This is a genomic window from Lepagella muris (assembly GCF_004793975.1).
Taxonomy (GTDB): Bacteria; Bacteroidota; Bacteroidia; order Bacteroidales; family Muribaculaceae; genus Lepagella; species Lepagella muris.
In genome coordinates this window covers 37,515-57,840 of record NZ_SRYB01000001.1, presented here as the reverse complement: position 1 = coordinate 57,840, position 20,326 = coordinate 37,515, and the positions used below count along the sequence as shown (strand labels likewise).

General features: G+C 43.7%; 17 protein-coding genes and 1 pseudogene. 4 read left to right on the top strand and 14 right to left on the bottom strand.

Annotated features, from left to right (window positions below; all coding sequences use genetic code 11):
* The first annotated feature begins 25 nt into the window (after positions 1–25).
* A complete protein-coding gene (locus E5331_RS00220) occupies positions 26–1,123 on the top strand; it encodes a fimbrillin family protein (protein ID WP_135984295.1) in 1,098 nt (365 codons plus the stop codon).
* Positions 1,124–1,146: 23 nt separating this feature from the next.
* The gene (locus E5331_RS00215) at positions 1,147–2,262 is read left to right on the top strand and encodes a fimbrillin family protein (protein WP_123482722.1); all 1,116 of its coding nucleotides are present in this window, start codon (positions 1,147–1,149) and stop codon (positions 2,260–2,262) included.
* Between the two features lie 36 nt (positions 2,263–2,298).
* Here E5331_RS00215 and E5331_RS00210 read toward each other — a convergent pair whose 3' ends face one another.
* The 8 genes from E5331_RS00210 to E5331_RS00175 form a co-directional block, all read right to left on the bottom strand.
* Complete coding sequence (locus E5331_RS00210; protein ID WP_135984293.1) at positions 2,299–2,883, bottom strand: hypothetical protein; 585 nt, start codon at positions 2,881–2,883, stop codon at positions 2,299–2,301.
* A gap of 33 nt (positions 2,884–2,916) precedes the next feature.
* A complete protein-coding gene (locus E5331_RS00205; protein WP_135984291.1) occupies positions 2,917–3,828 on the bottom strand; it encodes a serine/threonine protein kinase in 912 nt (303 codons plus the stop codon).
* Between the two features lie 4 nt (positions 3,829–3,832).
* Positions 3,833–5,482 carry a leucine-rich repeat protein gene (locus E5331_RS00200; protein WP_168355090.1) on the bottom strand — a complete coding sequence of 550 codons (1,650 nt, stop codon included), beginning with the start codon at positions 5,480–5,482 and terminating at the stop codon, positions 3,833–3,835.
* A 4-nt stretch (positions 5,483–5,486) separates the two neighbouring features.
* Positions 5,487–6,470, bottom strand: a complete 984-nt coding sequence (locus E5331_RS00195) for a hypothetical protein (protein ID WP_135984287.1) — start codon at positions 6,468–6,470, stop codon at positions 5,487–5,489.
* 6 nt (positions 6,471–6,476) lie between these two features.
* Positions 6,477–7,307: a hypothetical protein gene (locus tag E5331_RS00190; protein ID WP_168355089.1), complete on the bottom strand. Its 831-nt coding sequence runs from the start codon at positions 7,305–7,307 to the stop codon at positions 6,477–6,479.
* Positions 7,308–7,459: 152 nt separating this feature from the next.
* Positions 7,460–8,353, bottom strand: a complete 894-nt coding sequence (locus tag E5331_RS00185; RefSeq protein ID WP_135984283.1) for a fimbrillin family protein — start codon at positions 8,351–8,353, stop codon at positions 7,460–7,462.
* A gap of 88 nt (positions 8,354–8,441) precedes the next feature.
* Positions 8,442–11,945 carry a leucine-rich repeat protein gene (locus tag E5331_RS00180; RefSeq protein ID WP_135984281.1) on the bottom strand — a complete coding sequence of 1,168 codons (3,504 nt, stop codon included), beginning with the start codon at positions 11,943–11,945 and terminating at the stop codon, positions 8,442–8,444.
* A gap of 34 nt (positions 11,946–11,979) precedes the next feature.
* Positions 11,980–12,900: a fimbrillin family protein gene (locus E5331_RS00175; RefSeq protein WP_135984279.1), complete on the bottom strand. Its 921-nt coding sequence runs from the start codon at positions 12,898–12,900 to the stop codon at positions 11,980–11,982.
* 360 nt (positions 12,901–13,260) lie between these two features.
* Here E5331_RS00175 and E5331_RS00170 point away from each other — a divergent pair, with 360 nt between their 5' ends.
* Positions 13,261–14,445, top strand: a complete 1,185-nt coding sequence (locus tag E5331_RS00170) for an AAA family ATPase (RefSeq protein ID WP_275441015.1) — start codon at positions 13,261–13,263, stop codon at positions 14,443–14,445.
* Positions 14,446–14,784: 339 nt separating this feature from the next.
* On the opposite strand, the gene E5331_RS00165 is transcribed toward E5331_RS00170, so the two are convergent.
* From E5331_RS00165 to E5331_RS20905, 5 genes and pseudogenes are all read right to left on the bottom strand, one after another.
* Positions 14,785–15,156, bottom strand: a complete 372-nt coding sequence (locus E5331_RS00165) for a hypothetical protein (protein WP_123482654.1) — start codon at positions 15,154–15,156, stop codon at positions 14,785–14,787.
* 33 nt (positions 15,157–15,189) lie between these two features.
* Positions 15,190–15,891: an SDR family NAD(P)-dependent oxidoreductase gene (locus E5331_RS00160; protein WP_123482653.1), complete on the bottom strand. Its 702-nt coding sequence runs from the start codon at positions 15,889–15,891 to the stop codon at positions 15,190–15,192.
* A 67-nt stretch (positions 15,892–15,958) separates the two neighbouring features.
* Positions 15,959–16,525, bottom strand: a complete 567-nt coding sequence (locus E5331_RS00155; protein ID WP_135984277.1) for a Crp/Fnr family transcriptional regulator — start codon at positions 16,523–16,525, stop codon at positions 15,959–15,961.
* A 20-nt stretch (positions 16,526–16,545) separates the two neighbouring features.
* On the bottom strand, positions 16,546–17,466 hold the full coding sequence (locus E5331_RS00150) for an Abi family protein (RefSeq protein ID WP_275441014.1): 921 nt from the start codon (positions 17,464–17,466) through the stop codon (positions 16,546–16,548).
* Between the two features lie 277 nt (positions 17,467–17,743).
* Positions 17,744–18,211: pseudogene (locus E5331_RS20905) on the bottom strand (transposase); the annotation flags it as partial.
* 443 nt (positions 18,212–18,654) lie between these two features.
* On the opposite strand from E5331_RS20905, the gene E5331_RS00140 reads away from it, so the two are divergent.
* On the top strand, positions 18,655–19,725 hold the full coding sequence (locus E5331_RS00140; RefSeq protein ID WP_135984273.1) for an NUMOD3 domain-containing DNA-binding protein: 1,071 nt from the start codon (positions 18,655–18,657) through the stop codon (positions 19,723–19,725).
* A 69-nt stretch (positions 19,726–19,794) separates the two neighbouring features.
* Here the strand turns inward: E5331_RS00140 and E5331_RS00135 are convergent, their stop codons facing one another.
* Entirely contained in the window at positions 19,795–20,298 is a 504-nt protein-coding gene (locus tag E5331_RS00135) for a hypothetical protein (protein ID WP_135984271.1), read from the bottom strand.
* Positions 20,299–20,326: the final 28 nt, after the last annotated feature.

Genomic DNA, 20,326 nt, shown 5'->3' with positions numbered 1-20,326 from the left:
CAACAACTAAACAGACAATAAGCAGATGCAGAAATCCATAATATATCTGACTGACCGCATCATAAAGTGGCTTCCATCAGCTCTCGCCATCGCAGCGGAGCTCTCTCTCGGCAGCTGCTCGCAAGAGTATCAGGGAGAAGGGCCAAGCGGAGTAATAACGTTTGACGCCTATCTACGTGGTAACTCCACGACGCGTGCCTCCGTGATAGACGTGGAAAAACTTAAACTCACAGGCTACGGAGTGTTCGCCTTCGATACCGGTCAGCAGGGTTTCAATCCCGAGGCTGCAGGCGGACACGTGCCCAACTTCATGTATAATCAATTGGTGGAATGGCTCTCATCCGCAGACTCCCCCGCTAATGGCACGTGGACCTATTCCCCCGAAACGAGCTGGACAGGGAATAACATTTCATTCTTCGCTTACGCACCATACGCCGGTTCATTCGGGGAAACATTCGGCATCACCTCTCTTTCCGGCAAGAAGGAGACAGGCGATCCGAAGCTCTCATTCAAGATGAGCGCAGACCTACTCCGCCAGACAGATCTTCTCTATGCGGATGCCGCCAACACGATCGACCTTATGTCTGGAACTGTACAGTTTAACTTCAATCATGCACTCTCCCGCATAAGTTTCCTCCAGCCAAAGACTGAGGGACTCGACCCCAACACCACAATCACCATAACCGGACTGACACTGCAATCCCCTCAGTTCGCAATCTCCGGCACACTGAACCTACGCACCGGCGTATGGGGAGATTTAGTCACCAATCAGTCGAATGCATCCGAAGAGATCAGCTATCACCTTGACGCAAACGGCTTCATGACAGGCAGCGGCGACAACTCATCGACTTCCCACAACAATTTCCTCATGATTATCCCCTCAGGACCGACCGACTGCATGATAACAGTCACCTACAATATTACTACCCACGATGATCTGCTGACCGATGGCTATATCAAAACCGTCAACCGATGCTCAGCCAATATACCACTCAATCTGAAATCTGGGAAAGCCTACGAACTGCAATTGTCAATCTCTCCGAAATCCATAAGTCTCAGTGCGGAAGTGGCTGATTGGAATGAAGATGAGAACTCGAATTGGGGTAGTGAAATAGAGGGATGACAGAAATAAAAGCAATTACCGACATGAAAAGATACCGACATATCATATTATCAATGCTCACGGCATTATGCTTCAGTTGCACGGATACAGTTGAAGAGATGCCGGATGCCGGGGCTCGTGCAGTATACTTCTCCATATCCGACTCCGCCAATGTGCAACATCAATCCACGAGAAGCGACGTGGCATTTGCCGCAGGGGATAAAATAGGCATATTTGCCTGCTATCGCGACACGAATAACTCCCCCACAATCTTCTCGCCCAATTTCATGCACAACCAGCCCGTGGCGTATGACGGAAACATCTGGACATATTCACCCACCAAATACTGGCCATCCGATGGAAGCGTAGATTTCTTCGGCTACTATCCCTACGATGTGAATCATCAGGAAATAGACGATGCGTTTCATCATGAGTGTGTCACCGGATTCGAGCGTCTGTATGGCGCACACTCGCTTGTCAAAGCCGACAACAACAATCTATCAGGCTCCGATTTTGAAAACGACATACTAAGGCTGAATTTCCTACCGCTTCTCAACAGGGTCCACTTCCGCGCTGTCACAGCAGAAGGTCTATTTGATGAGGTGGATGAAGAGCTTTATAAAGATTGCCGGTTTCTTATACGAGAATTCCGTATCTGGGGATTCCCGAAAAACTCAATCTACTCTATCCACAACAAGCAATGGATATGGAGCACCGATTGCGAATACTATACAAAGGAGGATCCTCTCGACCTGAGCGATGCTTTGAAGAAAGTCAATATTGAAGAGGTCGTGCCCGGGTATAAGTATGATCCGGCTAAAGGATATGACACACAACGTGCGCTGATAGTACTGGAAAGGAGTTCAGAGAACACCGAGCTGGTGCATTTCTTCAATCAGCCTGCCAACCTTATACCTCTGACAGAAGAGGATCCGGACAACGAACCGATGTTTCAGGTGGTCTACGTAGTACTGACCAATCCCAAAGGATCGCAGGAGTATAAGGAATCGGGAATTGTCACACGTTCGGGAAGTCTGAAAGAGGCATTCAGCAATAAAGGTCTTATTAAGAAGAATCTTCACATCAACATAATCTTCAGTGTGGATGGTGTCACTGTGACCTGCAACCTCTACGACTACAATCACAAACCGATGTTCTGACCATCATCCCACAACCTCTTCCGAACTCCGGCATAGTCACTTGTCTGCCTCTTTAAGGGATATTGACTTTATGCCGGATTTGCGTGCACCCACGTAGCCGGTTATCACCTCATCACCACGCCTTATATCCGCCGCATAGAACGGAAGATCGACAGCTACAGAGTGCATCATAAACTCATCATCCGGCAGAAGCTTTATGTTCTGCGCCTCCAAAACCCTGTATCTGTGGTCTCCGAGATAGAGAAGCGAACAGGATTTATCCTTCTCCCAACTGATGAGAAGCACGTCACCCTCTTTCAGATTGTCAGACTCAATCATGTTATCATTAAGGAAATGGGAATTCTCATCAAGCCCCAACGTGCCATACCGACGCAGGAAATCCTCCCAATCATCGAAATCATTGAAGCGCGACAATATGTTGAGGATATTGACGGAGGGGACATTACTATAGTTGACGTAGCCCCACAGTCTCTTGGCAGACGACAGACTTATCGAGTGCCCCACCTTCTTCTTAATAGCCACAATCAACTGATTAAACTCGCTCGGAGTCTGCGGACGATAACCGAGATTCTTATCAGTTATCTTTATGAGACCGATAAGTTCCTTTTCATAATTTTCCATATCTGTTGGTGATTATATTAGAGGGATGATTGATTATATCAGAGAGATGATTATGAAACTCCATATCAATATAAGGAGCAACACAAGTATATACGTAAGTATCCTTGATTCAAGAAAAGACCTTATTGAATCGACGATTCTCCATCCAGATGACTGACGCAATATACCGGAGAAAGAATCTGGACGCACGTCGGGATTAGGGTCACTGCATCTTTTTGCCACTCTCATCAATTCGGAATCGTCCGAGATTCGGGCAAGTGCCTTCACTATCACCCCGAAAGAATAGATATCGCTTTTCACCGACGGTTGCGCCACGCCATCAAGCAATTCCGGTGCTATATACTTGTTGGTGCCGGCGGCTGTCTTTAGAATCACAAACGATTCACTGTCGGAATGGCTGAAATCAATCAGTTTCACCCTCTGCCCCGAATAGGTGAGCATTATATTCGCCGGCTTTATGTCGCGGTGCAATATCTGACGGCAATGCAGATAGTCAAGCGCATCGGCAATCTGCACCACAATCGGACGCACCTGTTCCGGCTTCAGATGACTCTTCATCATCGCCTCATCCAGAGTCTCGCCATCCACATATTCCAGCACTATGGCATTCCCGATGCCGTCGATATGTTCAAAAGCTATGGTGCGGCGAATATTGGGGTGATCTACATTGATACCCAACTCAAATTCCTTCGCAAGCAGCACCTGATACAGCGAATCATTGGTAAACTTGCTGTTTATGCTCTTGAGCACATACCGCTTGCCATATCTGATCGCTGACGACAGCCTGAACGGAGCTGACTCCGACCCATGAAGCGTGATGATATTCGAATATTTAGCCGACATTAATGAGCCGACGTCAATACCGATGCCGGAATCCGAATCCGTGACAAAGCCGGAATCCGAATCCTCCACAGATTGAAATGAGTCGTCAGATATATCTGTCATATTATTATTCAATTTCTGAGATACTGTTAAAACGTCCCCACCACGAATGATTCCGATAGATGGGCTTGCTTCCGGAGGGGACGATAAGTTTACAATGGTCAAGCAAACCAAGATTGTTGCTCAATGCATTTGCCGACACGTATGGGGGTATGGAAGAATGCAGCCGGATCTCATCAATCATGCAGTTGTCGAAAACATAATCCCCGACCGACTCCACTGATGTGCCGAGTTCCACCCTCTTCAAGGCTCCACAATTCTGAAACAACCCCTCGCGTATATTCCTCACATTATCGGGAATCATTATCTCGCGAAGCATTGATCCGGCAAAAGCATTACGCCCTATCTCGTGAACACCATTCGGCAATATCACTTTCTCTATACGGCAGGAAGCGAATGCCTCCTCACCGATCTCCGTTATCATGGCAGGCACGATAAATTCCCCACTCTTTCCATGAGGGAACCACACAATCTCAGTCATCCCGGAATTAAACACGACCCCATCATGACCATTGAATGTGGCGTTACCCTCCGAGACGTCAATCCTCTCAAGCGCATCGCAGTCTGCCGAAGGCGACAGCGAAGAGACCATAGCCGGCACCGTCAGTGATTTCAGATTCCGGGAGCCGGAGAAGGCGTTACGCTGTATGGTGTGTACACTTAGCGGAAGAGCTACTGATTCCAGCCTGTCACATGATGCGAACAGACCGGTAGTGATTATATCCGGCTCAGTAAAACGGCTCCCATCGTAGGAAGCACCCCCTGCGCTGATGACTACGTCTGATATATCAAGATGAGATATGTATGGACCGTGATAATCTGCGCCGGAAATGACGGGAGCTCCGGCAAGACGCCTTACGCATCTGAAATCATCGCCATTCATATATCCGGAAATAGAAAGCGTATCATCTGTCAGTTCATCATCCTTCAGAATCATCCCAAGATCACCGGGGCGACTGAGCGACACTGCATCTGTGGTGGAGAAAATCACTTCATCCCCTACCGTCTCGCCTACGGAATTTACCGCGTAGGGGGAGATGACATAATCGGAATGCTTCTCCAAAGAATTTATATGAACCAGATATGTGCCTTTTGATTCAGACAAATTATATGCCTCAATATTTACAGAAGAAGTCTCTCCTGACCTCTTCAGATAGCATCCCGCCTCATACACCCTCTCTCCACCGTCGGAAACGACATCAAATTCCAATATCGCGGCAGTCGGACCCGCAGCAACGACTGACAACGCTGATATCGTGGGCGGATCGTTGGGAAGAGTGAAAAATGATAATGTCTCGGATTTCACCACGGCATTATTCCTCACCCCCTCGGCATACAACCTATACTCGCATCCGGGGCGCAAGCCTGCAACCGTTGTCACCACCTTTCCCGAAGGTCGATCAATATCTTCCGTTCTTATCTCAATATCACAATCACCGGTAATCACGAAATGGAAACGTTCGAAACTACCGTTCCCCCTGTTCTCTACCATTGCCGACAATCTGGCGGAAGTCCGTGAGACCTCATCCACCTCCAAATCGCTAATAATCGGCTCCAGATGGGAGGGTTCGCCCGACTTTGAGCATCCGCTGAATGCCAACGCGACAAATATCATTGCCATTAAGACCAATATCCTATATGCTATCTTGAATATCATAATGTCAGAGTTTAAGACCGACACCAACTGAGCCATACCATTGCGCACCCTCGATTGTAGCGACCGATGCTGCAAATATAAATCTGCCGAACGATGCCGTCGTGCCCACCTCTACGATAACTCCATCAAAGCTGTAATGGGAATTTCTTACAAATCCACCACCTTCCGAAGCCGCCAGCTGCCAATATCTCCGGTTTGACCCGTAGCCTATACCCTCAAAGATATTGAACACCGACGACAGGCGATGTATCGCACCGGCGGAAACCTGGAAACCGATGTTGCGTGTCTCCCCCGAATAGAAAGGACAGTTATCCCCTATATATCCGTATCTGTCTGAGACTGCGCCCGCCTTTGCGCCCTTACCGAAATCAGATGCCACACGCAAGTATGCGCCATGCGTCCTCATCGCTGCCAACATTATGCCGCCTAATGAACTCCCGGTGTTGCCGCCGTAAGTATACGTGGCAATAGCGGAAACGCTGAACGGGACTCTGTCCTTCGGCATTTCAACAACGACGGTATCTGTCCTTGTCAAGAAAAGCGTATCCATCACTACCGGAACCACCCCCGGCTGAAGATCGGCGGCATACACCGCATTATGCGGCTCCTCTATGCGGAGTTCATACGTCAGATGGCTCTCTATCTTATCCGGAAAGACATAGTCGCGGAGCACACCATATTTGGGATGCTTGATAGTTATTTTCTTCGACTTTCGGGGTAGATATAGCCAGATCTCCCCCACATTGTCAACCCGCTTCACGATGCCGAGCGGAGTGGAGAAAGCAAAGTCTTCCGACGCAATCACCTTGACGAGGGCGCAATCCTCATCATTAAGATCCTTTACCGGACTTATGAAAGCCGACACGTCATTCGGAAGGCTGCGGAAAGAGGTTATCTTGAAATCAATCGCCGACATATCGCCATGAGAACAAAGGAATGTCAGCAAGAGAAGCAAATTGACCGATATTTTCATAATTCTTCCTCCCATACTTTATTATTCAAGGTTAAAATCCCCGATACCTATCACGTCGTCCTCATCACCGACATCAGCTGCAGGCTGCCATGTGCGCACATGAATCTGAGGCATCGAGACATTCCGGAAATCCCACAACAGGAAAAGATAGCCGTCGTCGGAATACGTGTCGCTACCATATCTCTGCCTGAGCGTCACACCGTATATACCCGGCATAGTGGGATGACGCCTTATCCTGAAATCAGAGAAATCCACCGAAATCTTCTTATTGGCAGCAAACACCGCCGTCAGATTTTTGAGATACTGTTGCTTTGACCTGACATTATATTTCACGTCTGCCGAGATCGTTATCCCCGAATCATCCTTAACTCTCCTCACCGTGTGCCCGACAATGATAAGGGCATCATCACTCAGCACCTGACGTATGAAGTCGATATCCTTTGTGGTGTATGCTGTCCGGAAATGCTCGCAATAATTCAGGATTTTCCTGCGGCTTATAGAGTCATCGAGTTCAAGTCCACCGGTCAGCACCTTTTTCGCCTCCTTAGCAAATGGATGGCTACCTGCCTGCATACGGCTTATATCGGAATCCTCGAATCTGACTGAGGATGCTACATCCACACCCTTACCGGTCGCTCCCTTATCTGACGCGGTCGTCTCTTCCACAGCACTGACAGTCAATGCCGAATCATTATCCGCTACAATCCTCGCATCATTAATGAAGTCTGGAATGATGTCTGGAATATCCTCCACCATTACGGTCGGGTCCACGGTTCCAACAGCAGAATCAGCACTACCGACAACACCGGTATTAAAAAAGGGATAGGGCAGCCCATGAATATAGACTGCCACTATTCCCGAAATTATGACAAGAAGCAATAGTGATATATTTGTAAGCAATTTTCTTTTTTGTTTCGTCATTATTTTATTCTGATGTGCTGTAATTATTATATATTGATGTGTTATTTATTGATGTGTTATATTTCAATTTACTGCATTCCTTATCAGTTCCAATTCTCAATTTCACCGCCTACCTCAATCTTGATCTGATCAGGATTCTTGTCAATCACAAGATTGACAAGATGATGAGTGCCCTGCTTGAATATGAATTTACTTTCAAACAGATAAGACACACCCTTCATCACGACTTCGATCAGCGGGACACGGTTGTCAAGTCGTTGCGGCACGATTATGGCAGAGTAAGTGTGGTTTCCGGCAGGGCAAGCTGTGATGGTGTTGCTTTTTCCTCGCTGCAATTTGGTGGCTATGCCGACCTGAAGATCAACAGTCGCCTCCGTCACAGTATTGTGGATATAGACAGTGGCATCATCGGGGAGTTCTCCCTCAAAGTCCTCCCCTTTTATCATTCTTACCGAAATCTTACTCATTACATGCCTGAAAAGCAGGTTGACCGGATCAGCCGACGCCTGGATGCCTTTCGATGAGCCATACAGGAAATCAGAAGCCTCATACCCGGATAAAGCTCCGTCGGCTTCAGGGATAGCCTGATCTGTTCTCACTTCAAAAGGCAGGTCGGTAATGCTTGGGATATCATCCTGATAAGGATAATATCCGTATGCATTATATTCGCCTTTGGTCCAATAGAGGTCTCGGCTGAAGCTCCAACCGGAAGCTCCGAAAGTAGCCTTCTCATTGTTCACAACATTTCCCGCAATCTCAAACTCCGTCTTGGAATCGGTCACGTACAGACCGACCCTGTCTCCCACTTCGAACGATGTCTCAGTGGCACGCGATTGAGATGGATGAGAGAAATTGAAATTCATGACCATCCGTGAGTCGGTCGGTTCAGGCTCCCTGACGGAATCATCATTGCCGCAGGCACTGAATCCGAATGCTACCAATCCAACGATAAGCAGCGATATCTTATTGCATTTCATATTGCTTATTTAGTCTTTAATAATTCTTGGAATTGAATCTGTTGCGCTTACCCAACGGGCTTCCCTTATGGATGACCGGACCGAAACTCTAACCGCGTTGCTGCGATGAACCCGTGTCAAGTCCACGCGTGCCTTGCATCGTGCCTTGCTTATCGTTTGCCACAAACTCCTCGAAGTCAAACGTCTCTCCGGCATAACGTTTTATGCGCTTCACGATGCTCTCGCGGCTGATGGTGCTGTAGTATGGGATATCGTTGTTCATACAGCTGTTCTGCTCCGAACGATACACTCCCCTGTTATGCATGTATCCACCCTCAAATATGTCGACGATATTGCTGTAGCGTGGATCAAAAATCAGATGGCTCCAGCCTACGCTATGCATCTTCCCCGTCAGTTCGATATTGTCATACCAACCCAATGATTTTGCAAAGTTGACAGCATCCACATGACCGCAACACGTGCATCCGCACGCATCGATAAATGCATTGTGATAGATATACTCATCGGCAAGTTTTCCGAAACCGTGTCCCCCTGCCTCATGCTGCATCACTCCGCGCGAATCAAGAGGATAGCCGTAGTCGCTCTTCGGACAGAACGCTATTGCCGCGCCCGATTCCCACATCTGGCAGATGCCACCGTAATCGGTGCTGTTTGGAATGACGATGATAAGCGTCTGGTCAAGATTTCCGGCATTGACTGTCGGTGCCTTCATGGCATAGTCAAACACTGCATCATAGTCGCATTTCAGACCCACGCCACCGGTATAGGTCGTATTGAAACGGTTGTAGCGGATACTGTTTACAGTCCCCACACCTGTCTCTGTCGAGAGTGGTATTGCTGTATATACGTTGAAATACTCACGATATGTGGTGTATGGCTCTATCCCGAAGAAATGTTCCACACCCTCCTTCATATCCTCCAGAAGCTTACCTTCGGAAATATCGCGTGCATCATATCCGTCGCCGATAATCACGATGTTGATACCTCCGTTGTTGCCACGGGTGGCTTGCTGGAGTGTGATTATCTGATCCTCCTCATATTCATAGCCATACTGCGTCACGTGGCATTTGCTCGTATAGTCCTTCCCCTTGAGACGAAATACGATATCCCCCTCACGCGGTTCATCCGTCTGGGCATAGCGTTTGATGGTGAGTGTAAGCTCCGTTTTCTGTTTGCCCGACATTTGTGACAGATCACACCAGTCGGGTTTTGACATCACTTCCCACTCACCCTCAGCATTGATCACGAGAGTCTGTTTGTGCTCGGAAGTGATTGCACATGCAACTGACGGACGGCACACAAGCTCGTGATGGGCAGCGACTCGCTTGAAGTCGCACCACCCCACAGCTGTCTGATACTGTGAGACGGCTGACTCCGGCACCTCCACAGTGAAATTATCCTTCGCGACACCATCGAAAGCACCCTGCTGTATGTAAGGGGGTACGGTACTCTTGCTCACTATCGAACCGATTCCGTAACATCCCTGGAAGGCACCCCCATCCTCATAATAGCTTGCCTCATATCTTATATTCTCCAGACTCTCCGGAAAAACCAGACCCTCAATGCTCCGACAGTGGGCAAACGCGCCGGCACCGATTGTCAGGAGTCCTTCGCCAAATTCAAGAGTGCCCATCAGACGCCAGTTGTAGGCAAACGCACGGTCACCGATTGTCACCAACGATTTCGGCAACTTCAATTCTCCGGAGAAATCACACCCGAAAAACACGTTGTCATTGATAACTTTCAGATTCTTCGGCAGATTCAATTCACCTTTGAAATGACAATCCTTAAACGCATCCATTCCTATTGAATTAATACCGTCATGCAGGGTGAGAGTGCCGTTGAAACCGCAACCGGTGAAACACTCGTCAGGAATATTGCTTACGTTCTGCGGCAATTCAAGAGAACCGGTCAGATTTTTACACAAGAAGAACGCCCTCGGTCCAAGATACCTTAGCTTGTGAGGTAATTTTATGCTTCCATACAGGTTCTTGCAATTGTCGAATGCATATCCACGTATCACCTCGACATTATCCGGGATAATCAGTTCGCAAGTAAATCCGCAGCCGGAGAACGTGCCATTATAATAATCATTCCCCTCATCCATTGTTTCGTCAAACTCACCTGTATCTCCATTATAAGACGTTCCAATATATCTCAATGAGGAAGGCAAAGATAGTGAACCGGTTAACGACCTACACCCGGTGAATGCACCTATCTGTATATCCACGACACCCTCCGGAATTATAAGTGAGCCAGTGAGATTTTGACAGCCATAGAAAGCCCTTGGACCAATTGATTTCAACGCATCGGGCAACACAATCCTATTGAGACTCCTCTTACCACTATTCTTTGAGTTCAGATAAAAAGCACTATTCGGGATCTGATTCTCATTATGCACCCCACCATACTGTGCATCACCTGTATCATTTCTCCAAGCCTTTATCCAGACTTCCTTTAGGTTGAGAGACTGAAGCATCTCCATCTCATCACGCATGAAGAAAAAGTCCATGGCGTTTATTTCACCGGTGATTTTAAGATTCTTCAAGGTCTTGTAATCCTTACCTGCCTCAATTATAGCCTCCTTCAGACCACCTGCCGATGAGTTGACAATCACATACTCATGAGAAGTGGCATCATGGCTTACCAGATCATTCTCCCATGCCGTAATGCTCTCCCCTATGAGAGTAAGAGAGTAATCACCCTTACCCTCCTTCTTATCAACGCGGATGGTGAAATTATTCATCTTACCGGAAACGTAGGTGAAATCCTCACTCTTGGAGAATTTATACGGTATGCCGTCGATTGTGATGCTGAACATCATGGTTGAAGCCGGCACTGTCTGCGGCACAACGATTGCACGCCATTCATTCCCATTGTTCGACGGTATGATAGCCTTTGCCGACACTTCCCCTACGGGGGTGACTGTTCCGGTAGCAAGGTCAATGGTAGCCTCCTGAATTGTGTTGGCTACAAGCACCTGCTTCTTCAGACCTACCCATTCACCGTCGGCAAAGCCGGAACCCTCCTCAAGCATCACGCGGGCATTTGCCATACGGTGAGTCATCGGCAGACGTATGACATTGGTGGTAGGCTCCACTGCGCTCACCTTACCCCAAAGGAAATCGGAAGCTTCATAATCCCCCATCGTGCCATCAGCCGGCAGTTTGCTCTGGTCGGTGGAGACAGTGAAGGGATAGGCATTCACGTTATCCGGCGAACCTACCGGATAATAACCGTAGACGTCAATCTTAGTGTGCTTATCTTTCCAGAATACGTCGTAGGCAGAGTTCCATTTGTAGCTTTGCTCATCGAAAGTATGCCTCACATTATCGCCACGATTTCCATTTGCCTTCAGCACACCCGGATTAGATCCCTCATAGTCCACGATATATACGCCCATGACATCGCCGTCGGCAAAGCCGTCATCGTTTGCACGGGTCACAGACTCCTGCATGATCTGTCCGGAAAGGGATATGCGCATATCTTCTGACGATTCCGTTTTCGGATCATCAAACTGCTCCGCAGTACATGCAGTCAGCGCGAGGATGCCACCACATACAACGGATGATATTTTATGACATTGTTTCATGTTGCAGATTCTTTATTAGTCAACTTCAACCATTTCATTCAGCGGAACCGCCATTGTCAGTGCCGTCATTCTCCCACGGATCAATATTGACGTTGATACCATTGGAAGTCTTGTTGACTGTGATTGTAAAATTATGTTCCTTATTTGATTCGAATCGGAACTCCTTGGTGAAATTATACTTCTTTCCACCCACACCGATTGTGATGAGATTTCCATATTCCACCGACTGGGGAATCACAATAGCCCTATAATATTCGCCATACTTATAAGGTATGATAGTCTCACTCTCCCCCGTCGGCTGTATCTCACCGGAAACAAGATTCACGTTTGCAATATTCTTCAATCCGTTTATTCTGACGGTCATATCCTCAGTCTTTAGTGACTCCTCAGTGAAACCGTTACCTGCCTCCACCTTGATATTTATGCGGCTGAAAAGATGCGTGGCGGCTATCGACACCGCAGACTCCGACGGAGCAACGTCCTTTGTACTTCCGATCATGAAATCCGATGCCTTATAATTAGCCTCCATACTCTGGTCGGCATGAGCCTCAACAACTAAGTTATTGATATCAGCTATACTGCTGCGATATGGATAATAGAGATAGAAATCAGCATGAGTCTTATTATCCTGCCAGTACACAGGCGACGTCGGCGTCCATGTGCCTGAATAAGTGAAGCACATATTATCCACCTGATTACCAGACGCACTCAACGAGCCCGGAGTGGTGCCGGAATAATTTACCACATACAGACCGATCTTATCCCCATTCTCAAATCCGAAGTCAGTGGCTTTAGTAGACTTGACAGACGCAGAGATTTTGATCTCCAACTTCTTGGCAGGGGGTTCAGGGTTAGGATCCGGAGTAGGAGCAGGTTCATTCCCATTCGACTGGGAGCAACCGGCGGCACACAATCCCATGAAAGAGAGCAGCGTAAACAGATAATAGATTTTCATGATGCGTTACTTTAAAAGTTTCCTACTGCAAATTTATGTAAAGATTTTAAAATAACCCTCACCCCATTTGGTTCAAGTTGGTTCACGCACGAAAAAATCCCTCCACCCAACTTCTAATTGAAAATATCTGCCACAAATTCGCCACCAAATAAAACTTATCCAAGTCCGCAATAATCAAAAAAAATAGATTTATAATAATCCACAATTTTATTTTGACATTTGGCATATTATCATTAAATTTGCGAAAATAGATTTACAATGATACAATAACTTAAAATAAAAAACTATCTCTCCTTTAGAGACGAGACTACTTTTAGTTTTGAGGCTACAAAAGATACCACTTTTGAACCTTATCATATTGTGCAGCTCTCTCCAGAAGTACGTCTGCTTCGTTTTGCTTTAGTGTATGGAGCAAATGCGTCCGGAAAATCCAATCTGTTGGAGGCTTTTTCATATCTTAAAGATTTTTGGTTTGAGAAACGCCAGGATATTGATGAGCCTACCGGAGTCATCCCTTTCTTACTTGACACAGAAACGAAAAATCAACCGACAGAATTTTCCCTACGTTTTTTTGTAGGATCTGTACGCTACTGGTATATTCTTAAAATAGATAGTTCCAAAGTGTATAATGAAAAATTGTATTATTACACTACTAATCAGCCTACATTAATCTTCAATAGGGAACTGAATGGGGGGCAATCATTCATCAAGTTTAATCCGGCTGTGGTGAAAATCAGTCAGACGGCATTGGAAGAACTAACACTAAAATGTCTTCCCAATATGTCGATATTTGCAGCACGCAATCAAGTGAACATATCCATCACTAAAATGGATGATGCACGTGATTGGATGCGTAGCAAGATTTTACCAATCATTGACCCGCAGACCAACATGTTTGAGATAGCCGGGAAGAAGATACATGAGAACGAAGCCCTTAAAAAATATATGCTTGACTTCGTGCATCGTGCTGACTTCAATATCACGGATGTACAGACCAACAAGGTCAGTACTACTCTCCCGACAGCATTTGTATCAGCAATGATTGCCGATAATAAAGTATCGGCAGAAGAGAAAGAAAGACTCAAAAGCAACAGTAATTTTGATAGCATTAAAACAATGTTTCAACACACTGTAAAAAACAGTCGTGGAATAGAGACATATATGTTGCCAAATAATCTTCAATTAGACGGAACCCGTCGTACATTTGGCATAGAGACAGCAATATATGAAGCTATCGAACGTCAGGCATTTATGGCAATTGATGAAATTGAATCATCATTACATCCCGATCTGGTAGAGTTCATTCTTGAAAAATTCCTACGTGAGAAAAACGAATCCCAACTGCTCATTACCTCTCACTACGATCCCTTGCTGAACACGGTAGATGATCTACTGCGCAAAGATTCAATCTGGTTTACCGAAAAAGACGAATCAGGTGCCACATCCCTATACTCTCTTGTTGAGTTCAGAGGTCTCGGTAAAATCAAATCCTTCCAAAAGTCATATCGCAACGGACTCTTTGGAGCCATCCCTTCAATAAAATAGCACATGGTTAAGTCGTTTCATTCCAACATACGCTAAGACAGAATCTTTCCTAAGCAATCCGAAATGGATAGCCAGTATGTCAGATGAAGACAGACTCTCAAAAGCTGCAGAACGAAGTGCTAATTCTACCGACGGAACTTCTTATTCCAAGTATGTTGAGACCTCAGCACCTAAACGCTGATTACGGACTTCAACCACAATCTCGTTGAGCTCTTGCGAGGGAATGGTGTTGGTGACCTCTTGTGACTTCATTGAAAACGCTGAAAACACAAGAAGTGATGATATGATCAGTTTGGTTTTCATTTGCTTGTTGGTCGGAATTTGAATTTAATTGACGATTTATTCAAACTCCTTTATTTTATTAATATAGTTGTTATTTTTTGAGTTTAATATGACATTCCACATTTCTCCTGTTTTTGAATCAAGAAGTATCCATGTCAAAAAACGATCTGTAGGATACAATATGAAACGACCGGCTTCAGCTTGTTCGGTTAGTGGTATAGCATTTATTCGCTTATTCTTTTTTTGATCAGAAGGGACTATACCATCAATAACACCATTTCGTGTATCAAGTCTAAGGAATACACCTGTTTCAGTCGGATATAATATGAAATTTCTCTGACTATCCGAGATTACATTTATTTTGTAATCCTCGGCATGAACTACAAAAGAGAAAATTGCTAATAATAGAATACTTAAGCTATGTTTCATATTTATATTGATTTCCACTAATAAAATCTACAGTTATACTAAATGTCTTAAAATCCAATTTATTAGACACCATCGAGTTGTTACAATCTGAAGTTTTTTCTTCCGGGAAACAGCGTTTATTATCATGGGTACCACCTTATCCAACGGCATTACCCAAAACAACCCTTCCCCTTTAGCCATTCTTGTGTCAACAAGACCCGGACGTATCTCTGTGACAATTATTGGTATATTCTTGGATTTTTTCTGAAGAGCTTTAATATAGTTTATCTGAAACGCCTTCGACGCACTATATGATGGAGCTATAGGAGTTGGTTGAAGTCCTCCGATAGACGTCAGAGCTACAAGTTGCCCTGACTGTTGTCGTTCAAATAACTTATAGAGTGTTGCCACCATTTTGGTCCAACCCTGCACATTAACTGATACAGTGGATAATTCGGTATCAATATCAAGTTCCGGATTTAATTCTCCGACTCCGGCACATACAATAGCAATATCTATATTGCTAAATATTTCAGGGATATTTCTGAATAATTCATTTATAGCCGATAGGTCGGAAATATCACAACATATTGGGAATGTTTGTTCCGGAAAATCCTTTTGCATTTTGTCAAGGACTTCCTTCCTTCGCCCAATTACGGCAACATTATGACCTTCCGACACATAATGTTGCCATAACCTATATCCTATGCCTGATGTGGCACCAATTATAAGAATATTATTCGTAGTAGTTTCCATGATGCAAAATTATAGCGAAACTACGACAAAACTCTCAAACTATTTTGAGAGTTGCATTAACCTGAGATTATTTCTCGATTAAGAGTTGTTTCCGAATTTGGCTGAGATAGGTCGGCGTTATCATAAGATATGAAGCAAGCTGCTTCAATGATATAGATTGAAGAATCTCAGGACAATCTTTTATTATCTGTAGATACCTTTCTTTGGGCGATAGTGAATGAAGGTGCAAGTAACGGGTATATATGTCTTCAAACAAATTTTCCGCAAAACCTACCCGGATGTTAAGGTCTGAATTTAGTAGTAAGCGAAAGTCAGTAGCATCACAAGTTATTACCTCGGTATCAGAAATTGCAACAATATCAGTTAGACTTGTTGCTTTTTTGATAATACTGAAGCTGTCGCCAACGAGCGTATCTTGGAATGCAAATCCGACAATCTTTTCATTTCCTGACGAGTCAATGACCGTATAAGCAAAATGACCTTTGGTTATGAATCCCCAATGCCGGCACATATTTCCTTGTCTTGTAAAATGCTCCCCTTTAGAAAAGGACATAAGCCTACCATGTTCCTCACAAAACGAGCGAAACAACTCCAAGTCAATACCCTCTTGATATGTGTTGAATTTGTCAGCCATTTGGAATGTGTAAATTTGGTTTATCTCCACAAAGGCTCTGATTCCCAACGGATAGGAAACCCATATTTGCCAAACGAAATATTTTGATATTTGCTGGCTAATTCTTTGACAGAGAGCGAAAACTTATGTCGAGGATTGATAGCTCGACACAAGTAAGCCACTGCACATGCTACGGCATAGGGCTTTTTCTTCTGTTGCTCGGTAAAAGCTCCGTTCAGCCAACGGTCACGTTTCCCTTTTGGATCAGAAACTTTCTTGCTAAAGCTTCTGTTCCAAAGTCGGGAATGATGGGCCGCTATGTTTCTGAGCAATGAGATAACTTCAATCCAATTAGAAAAGTCTTTTGAGGAATAGAGTCCGAAATCATTAGCAATCGCCGACCGCTGAGGTAACTGACTTTTAAGGTTCTTGTACATTTTGGATAATGTTCCGAAAGTTGCGATCTCAATAATCAACCACGCATCCGGATTGTCTCCACTGAATGATTCCGAATCCCAATTAGAATGTTCAGCTATATATTTTTTTGCAAACGGTTCAGTGCTTCGCTCAAACTCGTATTTAAGGTCAAGCACAAAGTCTTGGTGCCTTTGTTTATCTTCAAATAATGAAGAATCAAGATACCATAAGCCATTGTCTGCTGCTTTCGACATGTGATTGATGATTTTTGCTCTGAAAGCGACTTCAATAGTTTCGATTGCATCAAACAATATCATTCTGAGGTCGTGGTCTAACAAATATCGTTCAATCACGGTATCAAACGAGGCACCCTCGATGAAATCACCGTCGGTTTCATCATCTATCATGTCACGCCAATAATATTTCAACCGGGAATAACTGATACGAGAAAAAAATTCAACAGCAGAATTCATGTCGGGGAATTGCATTCCTCGATTTTGAAGGTGCTTTATGTGTTCATCAATAGAACGTGGCTTCTGATTCATATATAAAAAAGTGACCCGCCAGCAGTTCAACGGGATGCTAACGGGTTCGGTTATCTTTGACTCGGTAGAAACCGATAATCGACTTGTTTTACGGTTACAAAGTTACAACTTTGTATTTATACTATAAAATATTTCAGTGAAAAGTTTTGCTTCAAGGCTCATTTTTAACATTTAAGGGCTAAATCACGCCTGAAATGTTGAAGGTGCTGACGGAATGAACGGGGAATTTCTCGGCACCGATGTAGAGGGTATCGATTACGACGTAGCCTCGACCGAATAGATGCAGCTTAAAACCTACGTTCCATCCCATTGAGTTTTTCCTTTTTCTGCTATACATTTGAAGACTTTCATGTTGAACTGGCGTTTGTTATGGATTACCGGAATGCATGTGCTGTCAACAAAACTTATGCCCGAACATATTCCGAAACATGCGAGCCTCAGAATCATTGTAAGAGCCACAAAGCAGCGCAGCATGCCCTCCACAAAGTGGTTATAGGAGAATGTGCGTGGAAAGGTCTCGCTAATGTTGACACACGCATCCGAGATAATAATGTTTAAAATTCCAGTAGCTGTTGAAGTGAAAACAGATCAGGATTGTGATTACCTCCGAATCGGACATCATGCGTTTACGTATTGGAGCGTCTTTTGAGGTAGGGAGAGCGTTTTTGACATCTCGACTTCAAATTCTTTGCAAAAATCGTCTGCAATACAAAAAAATTTCACTAAATTTATCCCTAGTAACCATGATATGCATCTCATTTACATACCCTTAAATTACTAAATATCAGTAATATTATCAAATAGAACAGTAACTTTCTTCAAGCTGCCGTTTCAATTTTTTTGTGGAGTCCTTATCCAGAACTCGCGTATATAACTAAAATATTGTTTCAAAGTGCCGTCTCATAATGAATATGTATTTTGAAATATCCAAATTTGTTATTAAATTTGCAACGTAATCCCTAAAGAGGAGACTTCCTTTCGTTGTCCCCTCACTATGCTTCCATATCGGAAGTATTTAAAATTCAAACAAATGAAAAATTCAATAAATGGGATTACAGAATTCTATTCTGTTTATATATCGCTTGATTATAGCGATACATTGTTTTGTGACAAGAGCTTCGGTATATTTATAGTCAGAAATCAGATTTTCACAATCATCAATATTCTACTTAGAAAGGAGGTCAGTGTATGATAGGTATTATATATAAGTACACAAGTCCTTCTGGAAAAATCTATATTGGACAAACCACACAGGAACGAAGACGACGAAAAACTTTTTTGAATATTAACAAGAGATATGGTGGCGATAAAATTGACGCTGCTCGTAAAAAATATGGACCATCTTCATTCTCATACGAAGTGATTGAAAGAATTAAATTTAATTGCAGTTTTGATGCAACTCTGAAACTCGATGAATTGGAATCTTTTTATATTGAAAAGTATGATAGCTATACCAATGGATATAATATGACCCTTGGCGGTTATACCACTCGCGGATTCAAATTCACAGAAGAACAACGAGCAAAAATGAGTCAAGCACGAATAGGGAAACCTGGCACTCCTCGAACATTAGAAGAAAAAGAAGCTCAAAGCGTGAGAATGAAAACTCTATATAAAGATCCCAAATGGAGAGAATGGAGAAGAGAAATCGATTCTGATAAAGAACATAGGAAACGCTTATCCCTTAGTTTAAAGGGAGAGAAAAACGGAATGTTCGGCAAAAAGCATTCACAAGAATCTTGTGCAAAAATGTCCAAATCTCGTTCTGGAGAAAAGAATATATGGTATGGAAAGAAAAAGTCAAACTCTTATAAAGCGAAAATTCAAGCTTCAGCACTTATCTATCATAATGAACATCCGATTACAGATGCTATAATAACAAAGATAAGCAAAAATATAAGTATTCCGGTACGTCAGTTAACTCTTAATAGAGAACCTATTGCCGAATTTGATTCCACGAAATCTGCTGGAGAATTAGTTGGAATTGACAGTAGTTGTATTGTTAAATGTTGTAAGGGTAAACGCACCACTGCAGGTGGTTTTCGTTGGGAATACGTTAATATTTCTACGATATCGGAAAATATAGATCCTACCATTTGGATTGGAACCGGCGAAGCCGTTCAATTGGTTGGGCATAACCGAAATGTTCTATATTATCACATGGATATTATCAAAGATATACCATATAAAAAGGATGGCAGAAAGAGATATATTCACAAGCCAACGTTATTGAAAATATTCATCAATCAATCTTATTAAAATCCAAGTTTTGGATTTCCATTAGAGAAACAAGTTTAATTGCTCTAATGGAAATTCATTTTATCGAAATCACAACTTAGGTAGGACCAAATTGAGCATATTAGAAATTTTAGATTGATTCTTTTCTTTCACTTCTGCATCATAGTGTCCACCAACATAATTAATTCGAACAGATACGACTTTGTTATTTCTCAGTTTTTCCACATCCTCTGGAGATAATTTAAAACAGGTAGAAAACCTATTATACCTGTCAGTATCTCCTATAAATTCAGTTAACAATTCAATTGTTTCATCATTATCCAATAAAAATATAACACCACTGTTTTTGTCAATATTAATATTCTCACAATCAAATCCCATAATAGCTGGCATTGTGATTATATCCCCATGTTTCTCAATGTAGCATTCAAATTTATGTCTTCTCATAAAGCCAAACACATCAAATAGTTTAACAGAAGAAGTTTGTACAAATTCCTCCTTTGTAAACTTGTCTATTTCGTGTTTTTTTATTTTTTGGGCATATGAACTTGTTACAAACGCCAAAAATATAAATGCTACAATAAATTGTTTCATATCTTTTGTTATATATACATTTAACCGT